12 protein-coding genes are annotated in these 14,966 nt (G+C 65.1%); 7 read left to right on the forward strand and 5 right to left on the reverse strand.

Features of this window, described 5'->3' with window-relative positions; genetic code table 11:
* Window positions 1-5: 5 nt before the first annotated feature.
* The 4 genes from P0R31_RS17215 to P0R31_RS17230 all read right to left on the reverse strand — a co-directional run bounded on the left by P0R31_RS17215 (window position 6) and on the right by P0R31_RS17230 (window position 4,469).
* On the reverse strand, window positions 6-767 hold the full coding sequence (locus P0R31_RS17215) for an SDR family NAD(P)-dependent oxidoreductase (RefSeq protein WP_036036313.1): 762 nt from the start codon (window positions 765-767) through the stop codon (window positions 6-8).
* A 25-nt stretch (window positions 768-792) separates the two neighbouring features.
* Window positions 793-2,676 (reverse strand): feruloyl-CoA synthase, encoded by a 1,884-nt coding sequence (locus P0R31_RS17220; protein WP_275515068.1) that lies wholly within the window; start codon window positions 2,674-2,676, stop codon window positions 793-795.
* A gap of 10 nt (window positions 2,677-2,686) precedes the next feature.
* Complete coding sequence (locus P0R31_RS17225) at window positions 2,687-3,496, reverse strand: crotonase/enoyl-CoA hydratase family protein (protein ID WP_275515070.1); 810 nt, start codon at window positions 3,494-3,496, stop codon at window positions 2,687-2,689.
* A 127-nt stretch (window positions 3,497-3,623) separates the two neighbouring features.
* Entirely contained in the window at window positions 3,624-4,469 is an 846-nt protein-coding gene (locus tag P0R31_RS17230; protein ID WP_275515072.1) for an SDR family NAD(P)-dependent oxidoreductase, read from the reverse strand.
* 181 nt (window positions 4,470-4,650) lie between these two features.
* On the opposite strand from P0R31_RS17230, the gene P0R31_RS17235 reads away from it, so the two are divergent.
* From P0R31_RS17235 to P0R31_RS17250, 4 genes are all read left to right on the forward strand, one after another.
* A complete protein-coding gene (locus P0R31_RS17235) occupies window positions 4,651-6,147 on the forward strand; it encodes an aldehyde dehydrogenase family protein (RefSeq protein WP_275515073.1) in 1,497 nt (498 codons plus the stop codon).
* 112 nt (window positions 6,148-6,259) lie between these two features.
* The gene (locus tag P0R31_RS17240) at window positions 6,260-7,387 is read left to right on the forward strand and encodes an alkene reductase (protein WP_275515074.1); all 1,128 of its coding nucleotides are present in this window, start codon (window positions 6,260-6,262) and stop codon (window positions 7,385-7,387) included.
* Window positions 7,388-7,538: 151 nt separating this feature from the next.
* A complete protein-coding gene (locus tag P0R31_RS17245) occupies window positions 7,539-8,042 on the forward strand; it encodes a GFA family protein (protein WP_275515075.1) in 504 nt (167 codons plus the stop codon).
* 180 nt (window positions 8,043-8,222) lie between these two features.
* The gene (locus P0R31_RS17250) at window positions 8,223-9,884 is read left to right on the forward strand and encodes a thiamine pyrophosphate-binding protein (protein WP_275515076.1); all 1,662 of its coding nucleotides are present in this window, start codon (window positions 8,223-8,225) and stop codon (window positions 9,882-9,884) included.
* Window positions 9,885-10,043: 159 nt separating this feature from the next.
* Here the strand turns inward: P0R31_RS17250 and P0R31_RS17255 are convergent, their stop codons facing one another.
* Entirely contained in the window at window positions 10,044-11,423 is a 1,380-nt protein-coding gene (locus P0R31_RS17255) for an LLM class flavin-dependent oxidoreductase (protein WP_275515077.1), read from the reverse strand.
* Window positions 11,424-11,717: 294 nt separating this feature from the next.
* Here P0R31_RS17255 and P0R31_RS17260 point away from each other — a divergent pair, with 294 nt between their 5' ends.
* The 3 genes from P0R31_RS17260 (at window position 11,718) to P0R31_RS17270 (ending at window position 14,964) form a co-directional block, all read left to right on the forward strand.
* Window positions 11,718-13,115, forward strand: coding sequence for a M20 family metallopeptidase (locus P0R31_RS17260; RefSeq protein WP_275515078.1), 1,398 nt, complete (start codon window positions 11,718-11,720; stop codon window positions 13,113-13,115).
* Between the two features lie 87 nt (window positions 13,116-13,202).
* The gene (locus P0R31_RS17265) at window positions 13,203-14,114 is read left to right on the forward strand and encodes an amino acid ABC transporter substrate-binding protein (RefSeq protein WP_275515079.1); all 912 of its coding nucleotides are present in this window, start codon (window positions 13,203-13,205) and stop codon (window positions 14,112-14,114) included.
* A 118-nt stretch (window positions 14,115-14,232) separates the two neighbouring features.
* Window positions 14,233-14,964: an amino acid ABC transporter permease gene (locus P0R31_RS17270; RefSeq protein WP_035997279.1), complete on the forward strand. Its 732-nt coding sequence runs from the start codon at window positions 14,233-14,235 to the stop codon at window positions 14,962-14,964.
* Window positions 14,965-14,966: the final 2 nt, after the last annotated feature.

Raw genomic sequence — 14,966 nt, forward strand, 5'->3', positions numbered from 1 at the left:
CGAATTTACTTGGGTGCCATTCGCAGCGAGCCGTCGAGGCGCACCACCTCGCCGTTCAGGTAGGCATTCTCGACCATGTGCAGCGCGAGCGCGGCGAACTCGTCGGCCTGGCCGAGCCGGCGCGGGAAGGGGATGGCGGCGGCGAGCGAGTCCTGGGCCTCCTGCGGCAGGTTCGCGAGCAGCGGCGTCAGGAACAGGCCGGGGGCGATCGTCAGCACGCGGACGCCGAACTGGGCGAGTTCGCGCGCGATCGGCAACGTCATGCCGACGATGCCGCCCTTGGAGGCCGAATAGGCGGATTGGCCGATCTGGCCGTCATAGGCGGCGACGGACGCCGTGTTGATGATGACGCCGCGCTCGCCGGTCGCCTGCGGCTCCAGCTTGGACATTTCGGTGGCGGCGAGGCGCAGCATGTTGAAGGTGCCGATCAGGTTGACCTTGATCACCTTGTCGAAATCCGACAGCGCCATCGGGCCGTCGCGGCCGACCACGCGCTTGGCAACGCCGATGCCGGCGCAATTGACCAGCACGCGCGCCGGGCCATGAGCCTTGGTCGCCTGCGCGATCGCGGCTTCGGCGGAGGCGGCATCGGAAACGTCGCAGGTGACGGCCACGCCCTTAATCTCCGCCGCGACCGTTTCGGCCAGCTTGGTGTTGAGGTCGCACACCGCGACCTTGGCGCCCTGCGCCGCCAGCTTTCTTGCGGTGGCCGCGCCAAGTCCCGATGCACCGCCGGTGACGATGGCTGCCTGATCCTTCAACAACATGGCGTTCTCCTTTGGCGATATTTTTCTAGGCGACCGATATCACACGGTTCGACGGATTGGCAGCGTAGAGCTCCTCGATCAGCTCGCCGCGATGCTCCAGCACCGCGCGCTGGTTGATCGAGCCCTTGTCGGTGACTTCGCCCTTGTCGATCGATAGCGGCGTGTCCATCAGGATCGCGCGCGTGATCCGTGTCGAGGATCCCGTGGCCTCGCCGAGGAAACGGGTCAGGCGCTCTCTGAAAGCCTCGCGAACCAGGCGGTCGCGCGTCGCGACGACGAGATCGTCGGGCGGCAGCGTCGGGTTGATCAGCCGGCAGCCGTCGAGATCGAGCACGACCAGCGCGGAGATCTCGTCGCGGTTGATGCCGGCGATGATGACGTCGCGCACCAGGGGCGCGCAGGCCGCGGTGAGGCGCGCGCGCAAGGGGCCGACGCTGACCCAGGTGCCGCTCGCGAGCTTGAAGTCCTCGCTGACGCGGCCGTCGAAATCGAAGCCGGCGTTGAAATCATCGGGATCGGCGGGCTTGAGCGCATCACCCATCTTGTAAAATCCTTCCTCGTCGAAGGATTTTGCCGTGATGTCGGGTTGGCGCCAGTAGCCGGGCATCACGTTCGGCCCCTTGGCGCGCACTTCCAGCTTGCCGTTGTTCGGCACCAGCTTGGCGTCGTTGCCGGAGACGGGCAGGCCGACATGGCCGGAGCGGCTGGTGCGCGGATTGACCGACATGAAGAACGGCGCGGTCTCGGTCGCGCCGAGACCGGTCAGCATCGGCACGCGATAGCCCTTCTCCCTCGCTGCGAGCTCGTCGAGGCTGTCCCAGACGAACGGCGACAGCGCCGCGCCTGAGAAGAACATCGCATGCAGCCGGTCGAAGAATTTTGCGCGCAAGCCCTGGTCGTCGCGCAGATAGGGCAGCAGTGATTCATAGCCCTTGGGCACGTTGAAATAGACCGTTGGCGAAATTTCCCGGAGATTGCGCACGGTCTCCTCGATGCCGCCGGGCACCGGCTTGCCGGCGTCCAGATACATCGAGCCGCCGTTGTAGAGCGTCAGGCCGATATTGTGATTGCCGCCGAAGGTGTGATTCCACGGCAGCCAATCGATGATGACCGGCGGCTCGTCCTTCAGGAAGGCGAGCGTCTCGCGCAGCATCACCTGGTTGGCGCAGATCATGCGCTGGGTGTTGATGACGGCCTTGGGATTGCCGGTCGAGCCCGATGTCAGCAGGAATTTTGCGATCGTGTCGGGGCCGATCCTGCCATGTACCGCGTCGAGATCGCCGCGGATCGGCGTCGCCATCAGGTCGGCCAGCAGGGTGACGTCGCGGCCCGGCACATGGCCATAGGACGCGGCGATCTCGGTGCCGAGCGAGACGTTGGCGGCGAGCGCATCGGCGAACTTGTCGGCATCGTCGGCGAAGACGAGGCCGGGCGTCAGCAGCTTCATCAGATAGGACAGCTTGCCGTAGTCCTTCGATACCAGCGAATAGGCCGGCGACACCGGGCAGAACGGAACGCCGGCGTAGAACGCGCCGAAGGCGAGGAGCGCGTGGTCGATCGAATTGCCGGAGAGGATGACGACCGGCCGCTCCGCCGACAGGCCGCGCTGGATCAACGCGCAGGCGATGTGACGGCTCGCGGTGAGCAGCTCGGCATAGGTGATCTTGCGCCAGCCGCGACCGCCTTCGCGCTCGGCCATGAAGACGCGGTCTGGCGTCGTCGTGGCCCAATGATGCAGGCGGTCGGTGATGCGGACCGGATAGTCGCCGAGCGGCTGCTTTGGCCGCAGGTAAATCGTGCCGTCGTCGCGCCGCTCGATGTTGACGACGGGATTGCCGAACGAGATGGGCCGCAGCGGGAAATTGCTCGCGCCGCGCTCCATGCCGGAAGAGGACGGCTGGGCGCTCATGACTTTACGCTCATGATTTGGGCTTCACCTTCGCGGTCTTGTGCTCGAGGAATTCGCGGATCCGCCGCTTGGCCTCCTTGTCGCTCTGCGCGACGGTGGCCATCAGCGACTCCATCAACAGACCGGTCTGCGGATTGGCCTCTGCGATCATCGGCAGCGCCTGGAGCACAGCGAAATTCGTCAGCGGGGCGTTGGACGCCACCTTGGTCGCAAGCTCCAGCGCTTTGCCGAGCCCGTTGCCGGCCTCCGTCAGATATTGCGCAAAGCCGTAGGACGCGCCCTCGGTCGCGCTGTAGACGCGTCCCGTCAGCATCATGTCCATCATCCGGGCAACGCCGATCAGCCGCGGCAGCCGCACCGAGCCGCCGCCGCCGACGAAAATGCCGCGCTGCCCCTCCGGCAGCGCGAAATAGGTCGAGGGCTCGGCGACGCGGATATGGGCCGCACAGGCCAGCTCGAGCCCGCCGCCGATCACGGCGCCCCGGAGCGCCGCGATGACGGGCACGCGGCTGTACTGGATGCGGTCGAACACGCGGTGCCACATCTGGGAGTGCAGCAGCCCGCCGGTGGCGTCATGCTCGGTCAGCTCGGAGAGGTCGAGGCCACTGGAGAAATGGTCGCCGATGCCGTGGATGACGACCGCGCCGACATCCTCGGGCAGGTTCGCAAAACACTCGCCGATTTCCAGGATGATGCCGTCATTGAGCGCATTGCGCTTGGCCGGCCGGTTCAGACCCACGGTCAGAACCCGGTCCGCCCGCTCGAACCGGAGTAGCTCGGAGGCGCCCGCGTTCGCGGTATCGGCGTTTCCTTGTGTCATTTGCGTCCTTGTCAGAATAGTTATGTTGTATAACGAATTTTGGGGGAGTCAAGGTGGGGCGCAGCCCCGTGGGCGTGGCCCCATTCCTCTCCGCCAGGACCGGGGCGAGCGAGAGAGCGGTGCAGGCCTAGTCTCGCGCCACAAACTTCGCGAACGCATCGGCGTAATCCGGATGCCAGCGCGACAATGGCGGGCGGTTCTCGACGATGTCGCCAGCCGCCCAGAGCATGCGCTTTTCGTCGAGCGCCCGCGGCACGTCATTGTCCGGGCAGAGAATGTAGAAATCGCCGGCCTCCAGCCGCGCCAGCATGAAATCGACCGTCTGCTCCGGCGTCCAGGCGCCGGCCGGCTTCTCGGTGCGTCCCTTTGCGGTCAGGCCGGTGAAGACGAAGCCGGGGATCAAGAGGTGTGCCGTGACGCGACAATCCTTCGTGTTGCGCAACTCGTGCTGGAGCGCCTCGGTGAACGCCTTCACGCCGGCCTTGGAGACGTTGTAGGCGGGATCGCCGGGCGGCGTGGTGATGCCCTGCTTGGAACCGGTGTTGATGATGAGGCCGCGCCTGCCACGGGCGATCATGTTGGGTGCGAAGATGCGCGAGCCGTTGATGATGCCCCACATGTTGACGGCGATAATGCGCTGCCAATTGTCCGGCGCGTCGAAGAAGGTGCTGCCGGGCTGAATGCCGGCATTGTTCATGAGGACATCGGTGCCGCCGAACCGCTCGTGGACGGCGCGCTCGAGTTCCGTCACGCTCTCGATCTTGCTGACATCGACGGCCGAGGTCATGACGTTTGCGGCAGATGTGACCGATGACAGTTTTGTTGCAGCTTCTGCCAGGCGTGTCTCGTCGACGTCAGCGATACACACCTTCATTCCAGCGCGCGCAAATGCCGCGGCGGCGGCAAATCCGATGCCGGCTGCGCCACCCGTGATCACCGCAACATTGTCCTTGACGATGGCTGGATGTGACATCGAGCGTCTCCGTGGAAAGCCTTCAGCCGAGCTATAGCATGGCAGCCGTGCGACCCTGCACAAGTCGGCATGGGTGGTCTTCGTTCCGCGCTGCCTTTACGCCTATCAGGCGCGGCTGTATCCTCGGCCGAACGATCCCGCCCAGATCGAACCAATCAATCACCTGACAGGGAGTGCAGCCATGGCTGTGTCGCAGGCTATTCCGATCACGCGCCATCCGTTCGCCAACGGGTCCTACAAGCAGATGCTGATCGACGGCAAGTGGGTCGATGCAGCCTCGGGCAAGCGCTTCGAGACCCGCAATCCCGCCACCGGCGAGCTGCTCGCAACCGTCGCCGAAGGCGACAAGGAAGACATCGATCGTGCGGTCGCCGCCGCGCGCCGCGCCTTCGAAGGTCCGTGGAGCAAGGTCAAGCCGTTCGAGCGGCAGAACCTGCTCCTGAGGCTCGCCGATCTCGTCGAGAAGAATTTCGACGAATTGTCGCAGCTCGACACGCTCGACATGGGCGCGCCGCTGAGCCGCACCCGTGCCTACCGCCTGCGCGCCGTCGGCATGCTGCGCTATTACGCCGGCCAGACCACCGCGATTCACGGTGAGACCATCGAGAACTCGCTGCCTGGCGAGATCTTCTCCTACACGCTGAAGGAGCCGGTCGGTGTCGTCGGCGCCATCATTCCCTGGAACGGGCCGCTGACCGCGACGATCTGGAAGATCGGCCCGGCGATCGCGACCGGCTGCACCGTGGTGCTCAAGCCTGCCGAAGAAGCGCCGCTGACCTCGCTGCGCATCGCTGAGCTCGCGCTGGAAGCGGGCGTGCCGCCCGGTGTCATCAACGTCGTTCCCGGCTATGGCGAGACCGCGGGCGCGGCGCTCGCCTCGCACCACGACGTCGACAAGGTCGCATTCACCGGCTCGCATGTCACGGGCCAGTCGATCATCCGTGCCTCCGCCGGCAACCTCAAGCGCGTCTCGCTCGAGCTCGGCGGCAAGTCGCCGGACATCGTGTTCGCCGATGCCGATCTCGACGCCGCCGTGCCGGGCGCGGCGATGGCGGTGTTCGCCAATTCGGGGCAGATCTGCAGCGCCGGCACGCGCCTGTTCGTCGAGCAGTCGATCTACGACGAGTTCGTCGGCCGCGTCGCCGAGTTCGGCAAGAAGCTGCAGGTCGGCAACGGCCTCGATCCGAACGTGCAGATCGGCCCGCTGGTCTCCGAGCAGCAGCTCGAGCGCGTCACCGGCTATCTCGACATCGGCCAGAAGGAAGGTGCGAAGGCGCTCGCCGGCGGCGGACGCGTCACCGAAGGCGCATTGTCGAAGGGCTTCTTCGTCTCACCGACGGTGTTCGCGGGCGTCGAGGACAACATGCGCATCGCGCAGGAGGAAATTTTCGGTCCCGTCATCTCCGCGATCGCGTTCAAGGACATGGACGAGCTGGTCAAGCGCGCCAACAACACCACGTTCGGTCTCGGCTCCGGCCTGTGGACGCGCGACGTCAGCAAGGCCCATGCGGTGGCGAAACGCCTGCGTGCCGGCTCGGTGTGGGTCAATTGCTACCAGGCGATGGACCCGGCCGTGCCGTTCGGCGGCTACAAGATGAGCGGCTACGGCCGTGAATCCGGCAAGCAGCACGTCGAGGAATATCTCAATGTGAAAGCCGTCTGGATCAAGACGGCCTAGAGTCCCTCCTGCGTTTCGCGGCGAGGAATTTCCTTCGTGGGGGCGGCGCCTTTTCCGGGTGTCGCCCCCCGCTATAAGATCGTCGTCTTACCAAGCTCCAGTTGAGGCCAGCATGAAATTCGAAGCGTTATTCCAGCCGTTGCAGGTCGGTCCCTACAAGCTCGCGCATCGCGTTGCGATGGCGCCGCTAACGCGCATGCGGGCCGAGCGCGACACTTTTGCACCGCGGCCGCTCAATGCCGAATATTACGGCCAGCGCGCGACGAAGGGCGGCCTGATCATCGCCGAAGCCTCGCCGGTGCTCTCGCACGGCCGCGGCAATCCGGCGACACCCGGCATCTATTCGGAGGCGCAAGTAGCGGGCTGGCGCAAGGTGACGGATGCCGTGCACGCCAAGGGCGGCATCATCTTCCTCCAGCTCTGGCATGTCGGTCGCGTCTCTCATTCCTCCTTCCATGGCGGTGAGCTGCCGGTTTCGGCCTCGGCAATTCCGATCAAGGCCGAAGGCATGAAGGCGATGACGGCCGACGGCAAGATCGCCGACTACGAGACGCCGCGCGCGCTGGAGACTGATGAGGTGAAGGGCATCGTGGAAGCGTTCCGGCAGGGTGCCAAGAATGCGCTCGCCGCCGGCTTCGACGGCGTCGAGATCCACGGCGCCAACGGCTATTTGCTCGAGCAATTCCTGCAATCGCGCAGCAACCAGCGCACCGATCAATATGGCGGCGGAATCGAGAACCGTGCCCGCCTTCTGCTCGAGGTCACGCAGGCCGCGATCGACGTCTGGGGCGCAAACCGCGTCGCGGTGCGGCTGTCGCCCCACGGCATCGCCAATGATTCCGGCGAGCCCGATCCGATGCCGCTCTACACGCACGTGGTGAAGACGCTCGACAAGCTGGGTCTCGCCTATCTGCATCTCATCGAGCCGCGCTCGAGCGGCGCGGGCCGCGCCGAGGTCAACTGGCAGAACGTGCCCTCCGCCATGGTGCTGTTCCGCCCGCTCTACAGCGGCGTCTTGATGACGGCCGGCGGCTTCACCGGCGAGACTGCGAATGCGGCGATCGCGGAAGGCCACGCCGACATCATCGCCTTCGGCCGCATCTTCATCTCCAATCCGGATCTACCGCGGCGTCTTGAGCACGGCTACCCGATCACGCCTTACAACCGCGCGACCTTCTACGGCGGCGAGGAGAAGGGGTACACGGATTATCCGGCGTATGACGAGTTGACGCCGGCTTGATCTGTCATTCCGGGGCGCGACGAAGTCGCGAACCCGGAATCCATCGGGCCGCATACCTGGACGTGGGATGGATTCCGGGCTCGATGCTTCGCATCGCCCCGGAATGACGAGCTTGATTCGCTGCGCTCGCAATGACGACGGAGAGACGTCCATGGCCAAAGCCGCAGCCGCCGCAGGGATCGCCACGGGCCAATGCCTCTGCGGCAAGGTCACCTTCCAGATCGACGTGCCTGCGCGCTGGGCCTGGCACGATCATTCCGCCGGCAGCCGCCGCGCTCATGGCGCGGCCTACGCCACCTATGTCGGAAGCTGGAAGAAGCGCTTCCGCATCACCTCCGGCAAGACCGCGCTGACCCGCTACGAGGACAAGGCGACGAAGACCGTGCGCAGCTTCTGCTCGCATTGCGGCACGCCGATCATGTACGAGCGCCCGCGTGGGCCGCACATGGTCAACATCCCCCGCGCCCTGTTCAACGAGCGCACCGGCCGCCAGCCGCTCTATCACATCGCCATCGAGGAGCTGCAGGAATGGGCCTATGCCGGTGAGCCCTTGGTGCCGCTGAAGGGCTTTCCCGGCGTCGTCTGGCAGCGCTCGAAAAAGAAGAAGCGCGCTGGCGGCGAGGATCCGTTCGAGCTGGGGCGGGAGGAGTTGTAGCGCGCCATAGCCCCGCCCTCGTGCCCCGGCTCTGCGCCGCAACGTTGCACGTTGCGACGCGTCCGGGACACGAAACCGCCGGGCGCAACGCAGCCATGACCGCGCTTCCTTGCGCGTCTGGCAGCATCTCGGCCATCATGCTTTCGGTCCTTGCGGCAACGGTCCGCTCCTGGAGGAAACATGAAGAACAAGATCACCGGCCGCTCCGCCTTTCTCGCGCTGCTCAAGGACGAGGGCATCACGCATCTGTTCGGCAATCCCGGCACCACCGAGCTGCCGATCATGCATGCGCTGAAGGACCATCCCGATCTCACCTATGTGATGGCGATGCAGGAGAGTCTGGTGGTCGCGATTGCCGACGGCTACAGCCGCGCTTCGGGCAAGCTCGTCGCCTGCAACGTCCACGTCGCGCCCGGCCTCGGCAATGCCATGGGCTCGCTCTACAATGCCCAGTTCACGGGCACGCCGATGATCCTGACCGCAGGCCAGCAGGAGCAGGGCCACGGTCTGATGGAGCCGGTGCTCTATGGTCCGCTGGTGCGCATGGCCGAGCCGCTGGTGAAATGGGCGGTCGAGGTGACACGGCTGGAGGACCTGCCGCGCATCGTGCGCCGCGCCGCCAAGGTGGCGACGACGCCGCCGACCGGGCCGGTGTTCATCTCGCTGCCGGGCGACATCCTCAACAGCGAAGCCGGCATCGATCTCGGCCGCTCCACCCGCATCGATGCGCGCACGAAACCATCGGACGAGGCACTGAAGGCCTTCGCCGCACGCCTGCTCAAGGCCGAGCGTCCCGTGATCGTGACCATGGACGAGGTGGTCAAGAGCGATGCGCTGAATGAGGCCGCTGAACTCGCCGAGCTGCTTGGCGCTGCGGCCTATCAGTCCTCGACGCCGTACGGCTCGCACTTTCTTTCCGAGAGTCCGAGCTTCGTCGGCACGCTCGCGCGCGTGCAGAAGGTCGCCCGCGATACGCTCACGCCATACGATCTCTTGATCGCGCTCGGCGGCGATCCCCTGCGGATGTCGGTCTATAGCGAGGTCGATGCGCTGCCGGACGGGCTCGGCACCGTGCAGATCGGTCTCGTCGATTGGGAGATTGCCAAGAACTACGGGGCCGAGATCGCGCTGAAGGCGGATCTGAAGGAAACGCTGCGCACGCTGATCCCGGTGCTCAAGGAGATGGGCGGGGCGGCCCTCGCGAGCCGCGCCAAGCAGCGTCTCGCCGAGCTCGCGCCGAAGAACTGGACCGCGCGCCGCGCCGCTTTGGTCGAGCAGATCGGCAAAAGCGCGGGCCGCACACCGATCGATCCGGACTTCCTCGTGCTGCAGATGGTCGAGGCGATGCCTGACAACGCCATTCTCGTCGACGAAGGTCTCACCGCCAGCCGCCAGGTCACGGCCCTGCATCCGCATCGCGACCGCTACGGCTATCACGGGCTCGCCTCCGGCGGCATCGGCTGGGGCCTGCCGGCCTCGGTCGGCGCCAGCATTGCCAATCCCGATCGCCCCGTGGTGTGCTTCTCCGGCGATGGCAGCGCGATGTACTCGATCCAGTCGCTGTGGACCGCGGCGCATCACAAGCTGCCGCTCAACGTCGTCATCGTCAACAACGGCGGCTATCGCATCATCAAGCAGCGCCTGCTCGCCTTCCACGGCGACGACAATTACGTCGGCATGGATTTCGTCGATCCGCCCGTCGATTTCGCCGGCGTCGCGAAGGCACTGGGTTGCGAAGCGATCAAGGTCAGCGATCCCCGCGAACTGAAGGCGACGCTGGCCTCGGCGTTTGGCCGGCCGGGCACCAAGCTGATCGAGGTGATGGTGGACGGGAAGGTGTAGGGCGCAGTCGTCCCCGCGAAGGCGGGGACCCATACCGCGTGATCTATCGACAGCGGCCGGTAGGCGTACCGAACTCCCGAGTCTTCGCCAAACCACTCCCTGTGGTTATGGGTCCCCGCCTTCGCGGGGAGGACAGCCTGCCTGTGGCGCGATTTCCGCCTATCCCTTCCTCCCCACGCGGTACCCCGCCGCCGGATGCGGCGCGTCGAGCCTGGCACGCCCCCCACCGAACAGCTTCTCCCGCAACGTGCCCTTGGCGTACTCGCTCTTGTACCGCCCCCGTCGCGTCAGCTCCGGCACCAGCATGTCGGCGATGTCCTCGAAATCGCCGGGCGAGATCGCGAACGCGACGTTGAGGCCGTCGACATCCGTCGCCTCGAACCATCCTTCGATCTTGTCTGCGACCATCTCGGGCGTGCCGACCACGACCGGGCCGGCGCCGCCGATGCCGACATGCTCGATGACGTCGCGCACGGTCCAGACGCGGTCGGGGTCGGCGCGGGTGACGTTGTCCATCGCGCTGCGGCCGGCATCGTTCTGGACGTGGCGCACCTGCTGGTCGAGGTCGTAGCCGGAGAAGTCGACGCCGGTCCATCCCGACATCAGTGCCAGCGCCCCTTCGGGGCTGATGTGACGGCGATAGTCGGCGTATTTCTCCTTCGCCTCGGCTTCAGTCCGTCCAAGGATGATCGTCATCATCGAGAACATCAGGATTTCGGCCGGGTTGCGGCCGAGTGCGGCGGCCTCCTGCCGGATCGCGGCGACGCGCGGCGCAATCACCTTGGCCGAGGGCCCCGACATGAACACGCACTCGGCATGCTTGGCCGCGAATTGCCGGCCGCGCGGCGAGGTGCCGGCCTGGTACAGCACCGGCGTCCGCTGCGGCGATGGCTCGCTGAGGTGAATGGTGTTGTTGATGCGAAAGTTCGCGCCCTCATGATTGACGCGATGAACCTTTGCCGGGTCGGTGAAGATGCCGCGCTTGCGGTCGCGCAGCACGGCATCGTCCTCCCAGCTGCCTTCCCAGAGCTTGTAGACGACCTCCATATATTCGTCGGCGATGTCGTAGCGGTCGTCATGCCCGGTCTGCTTTTCCCTGCCGGCGCCGCGCGCTGCGCTGTCGAGATAGCCGGTGACGACGTTCCAGCCGACCCGCCCTTCGGTGAGATGATCGAGCGTCGACATTCGCCGTGCGAACGGGTAGGGCGGCTCGAACGACAGATTGCTGGTGACGCCGAAGCCAAGATTTTGCGTCACCGCGGCCATCGCCGACAGCAGCAGCAGAGGCTCGTTCGACGGCGTCTGCGCTGCATTGCGCAAGGCTGCGTCAGGGCTGTTGCCATAGACGTCGTAGACCCCGAGCACGTCCGCCAGGAACAGCCCGTCGAAACGGCCGCGCTCCAGCGTCCTGGCGAGATCGATCCAGTAGGGTAGGCGGTTATATTCGGCCGTGCGGTCGCGCGGATGGGTCCACAGGCCCGGTGACTGGTGTGCGACGCAATTCATCGCAAAGGCGTTGAGCCTGATCTCTTTGGCCATGCTGGTCCCTCGGCGCCCTGTACTGAGCGCTCTTCGAATGATAGATGTGCGCCCCAACTTGGCGAACTTCTTGCATATAATTGGCCCTTGGCAAGGGCCAAGAATAGAAGGCTTGCGCTTGGCAAGGCCAAGCTCAGCATCGCAGCTGCGTTGGCAGGCCAGTCTCAAGGAAGCAAGAACGAAATCCCAAGAGAGCTACAAGAGAACTACAAGAAACCATCCAAGTCCCCGCCACTTTCGAGGGCCAATCCATATCGGGTAAGGTCCTTCGTCTCACAGTCTCGAAAAGCAAGCATGACCAGAGCCGACGCCATCGCCCGCGCCCGTGAGGATTTCAACTCCGGCGCGTTCCTCGCTGAACTCGACCGCCGCGTCGCCTACAAGACCGAGAGTCAGAATCCGCAGCGCGGCCCCGAGCTGCGTGCCTATCTCGAGCAGGAGATGCAGCCGGCTTTCGCCGCGCTCGATTTTTCCAGCCACATCGTGGAATCCCCGAGCGGCAAGGCGCCGTTCCTGTTCGCCGAGCATCACGAGAGCGCCTCGCTGCCGACCGTGCTGGTCTACGGCCATGGCGACGTCGTCGATGGCATGGAAGGCGAATGGCGTGAGGGCCGCGATCCCTGGCGCACGAATGTTGCGGGGGCGCGGCTCTACGGCCGCGGCACTGCCGACAACAAGGGGCAGCACAGCATCAATATGGCCGCGCTGCGTGCGGTGCGCGAGGCGCGCGGAGGTAAGCTCGGCTTCAACGCCAAGTTCATCATCGAGATGGGCGAGGAGATCGGCTCGCCCGATCTTGGCAAGATTTGCGACCTCCATCGCGACGCGCTCAAGGCCGATTTGTTCATGGCCTCCGACGGGCCGCGCCTCTCGGCCGATCGGCCGACGCTGTTTCTCGGCTGCCGGGGCGGCATCCGCATCCATCTCGACGTGAACTTGCGCGACGGCGGCCACCATTCCGGCAATTGGGGCGGCGTGCTCGCCAACCCCGCGACCATCCTGGTCAACGCGATCTCCGCCCTGGTCGACGGCCATGGCCGTCTCCAGCTCGACGCCTTGAAACCGCCGCGGCTGACCAACCAGATCCGCTCCTATCTCGCCGACGTCGAGGTGGTGCCGACTGCGGACGAGCCGGCGCTGGCCGAAAACTGGGGCGAGGAGGGTCTTTCGGCCGCTGAAAGGCTCTACGCTTGGAATACGCTGGAAGTGCTGGCGATGTCCTCGGGCAATATCGAGAAGCCGGCCAACGCGATTCCGGGCCACGCCAATGCCGTGCTGCAACTGCGTTTCGTGGTCGGGACAAAGGTTGAGGGGCTGATCGACGCTGTCCGCGCGCATCTGGTCGGACGCGGCTTTCCGATGGTCGAGGTGCGCGCGGCGCAGAGTTTTGCTGCATCGCGCACCGATTTCGACAGCCCGTGGATCAAATGGGCGGCGGATTCGGTGCGAGCGACCACCGGAAAGGCGCCGGCCGTGCTGCCGAATTTCGGCGGTTCGCTGCCCAATGACGTGTTTTCCGAGATCCTGGGACTGCCGACGATCTGGGTGCCGCATTCCTATCCCGGCTGCTCCCAGCATGCGCCCAATGAGCACATCCTGCTGCCATTGACCGAAGAGGCCTTGACGGTGATGGCCGGGCTGTTCTGGGATCTCGGCGAGTTGCCAAAGCCACTGACAGGCCCGTTAACCTGAGCCGACAATCCAGCCGAAAGTCACATTCTAATCCGGCCCGATTTGTGCTTGCATCCGGGCCGCATCATCCGAAAGGGGAAGAAAAACGTGAAACATTTCCGTCACATCGGGCTCGCGCTCGCCGCGACCTTCGTCGTCAGCCAAGCCGGGGCCCAGGAGCTGACCGGCACGCTGAAGAACATCAAGGACACCGGCGCGATCACGCTCGGCTTCCGCGATTCCTCGATCCCGTTCTCCTACCTCGACGACAACCAGAAGCCCGTCGGGTTCGCGATGGACATCTGCTACAAGATCGTCGAGGCCGTGAAGAAGGAGCTCAAGCTCGACAAGCTCGAGGTCAAGCTCAATCCGGTGACGTCAGCGACCCGTATCCCGCTGATGGCCAACGGCACCATCGACCTCGAATGCGGCTCGACCACCAACAATGCCGAGCGCCAGAAGCAGGTCGCCTTCACCAACACCCACTTCCTGACCGCGAGCCGCTACGTCTTCAAGAAATCGAGCGGCCTGAAGTCGATCGACGACCTCAAGGGCAAGACCGTGGTCTCGACCGCCGGCACCACCAACATCAAGCAGCTCACCGAGGCCAACGTCGCCAAGGGCCTCGGCGCCAACATCATCCCGGCCAAGGACCACGCCGAGGCCTTCCTGATGGTCGAGACCGACCGCGCGGTCGCCTTCGTGATGGACGACATCCTGCTCGCGAGCCTCGTCGCCGGCTCGAAGAACCCGGACGACTACGCCGTCTCCAAGGACGCGTTCTCCAAGCCCGAGCCCTATGGCATCATGCTGCGCAAGGACGATCCCGCCTTCAAGAAGGTGGTGGATGCGGCGACCGCCGCGCTCTACACCTCGGGCGAGGCCGAGAAGATCTACAGCAAGTGGTTCACCCAGAAGATCCCGCCGAAGGGCCTGAACCTCAACACGCCGATCTCGGCCGAGCTGAAGAACGAGTTCGCCAAGCCGACGGACTCGCCGAACCCGGACGACTACAAGTAAGCTAAAACCTCGATCTTTCGATCGGGATCATGTCCGGCCACTCTTGACACTGGAGTGGCCGGACATTTGCATAGGCGCTCAAGACGCCCAATGACGGGCGCGTTCGCGCGGGGGACACGTGAACTACAACTGGAACTGGGGAATCTTCTTCCAGCCGAACCCGATGGGGACCGGCACCTATCTCGACATGCTGCTGTCGGGGCTGGCGCTGACCCTCAAGACCGCGGCGCTGGCCTGGGTGATCGCGCTCATCACGGGCTCGATCGTCGGCGTCATGCGCACGTTGCCGTCGAAGGGCGCCAATTGGTTCGGCTTCGCCTACGTCGAATTCTTCCGCAACATGCCGCTTCTGGTGCAGCTCTTCCTGTGGTTCTTCGTGCTGCCGGAGATCCTGCCGAGAGCCGCGGGCCTGTGGCTGAAGCAATTGCCGAACGCGCCGTTCTGGACGGCCGCGATCGGCGTCGGCTTCTTCATGTCGGCGCGCGTGGCCGTGCAGCTGCAGGCCGGCATCTCCTCGCTGCCGCGCGGGCAGAAGATGGCGGCGACTGCGCTCGGCCTCACCACCGTGCAGGGCTATCGCTACGTGCTGCTGCCGATGGCCTTCCGTATCATCCTGCCGCCGCTGACGTCTGAATTCCTCAACACCATCAAGAACACCGCCGTCGCCATCACCATCGGCCTGCTCGAGCTGACCGGACAGGCGCGCTCGATGCAGGAATTCTCGTTCCAGGTGTTCGAGGCCTTCACAGCCGCGACCATCCTCTATCTCCTCGTCAACGCCGTCGTCGTGACCGCGATGCGCTTCCTCGAGCGCTGGGTCGCGATCCCCGGCTACATCACGGGGAAATAAGC

Origin of the sequence: Bradyrhizobium yuanmingense (genome assembly GCF_029167105.1) — a bacterium.
GTDB lineage: Bacteria > Pseudomonadota > Alphaproteobacteria > Rhizobiales > Xanthobacteraceae > Bradyrhizobium > Bradyrhizobium yuanmingense_A.

Excerpts from the sequence above, each read along its gene's own strand:
- P0R31_RS17215 (WP_036036313.1), bottom strand. The coding sequence starts at position 767 with ATGTTGTTGAAGGATCAGGCAGCCATCGTCACCGGCGGTGCATCGGGA.
- P0R31_RS17220 (WP_275515068.1), bottom strand. The coding sequence starts at position 2,676 with ATGAGCGCCCAGCCGTCCTCTTCCGGCATGGAGCGCGGCGCGAGCAAT.
- P0R31_RS17225 (WP_275515070.1), bottom strand. The coding sequence starts at position 3,496 with ATGACACAAGGAAACGCCGATACCGCGAACGCGGGCGCCTCCGAGCTA.
- P0R31_RS17230 (WP_275515072.1), bottom strand. The coding sequence starts at position 4,469 with ATGTCACATCCAGCCATCGTCAAGGACAATGTTGCGGTGATCACGGGT.
- P0R31_RS17235 (WP_275515073.1), top strand. The coding sequence starts at position 4,651 with ATGGCTGTGTCGCAGGCTATTCCGATCACGCGCCATCCGTTCGCCAAC.
- P0R31_RS17240 (WP_275515074.1), top strand. The coding sequence starts at position 6,260 with ATGAAATTCGAAGCGTTATTCCAGCCGTTGCAGGTCGGTCCCTACAAG.
- P0R31_RS17245 (WP_275515075.1), top strand. The coding sequence starts at position 7,539 with ATGGCCAAAGCCGCAGCCGCCGCAGGGATCGCCACGGGCCAATGCCTC.
- P0R31_RS17250 (WP_275515076.1), top strand. The coding sequence starts at position 8,223 with ATGAAGAACAAGATCACCGGCCGCTCCGCCTTTCTCGCGCTGCTCAAG.
- P0R31_RS17255 (WP_275515077.1), bottom strand. The coding sequence starts at position 11,423 with ATGGCCAAAGAGATCAGGCTCAACGCCTTTGCGATGAATTGCGTCGCA.
- P0R31_RS17260 (WP_275515078.1), top strand. The coding sequence starts at position 11,718 with ATGACCAGAGCCGACGCCATCGCCCGCGCCCGTGAGGATTTCAACTCC.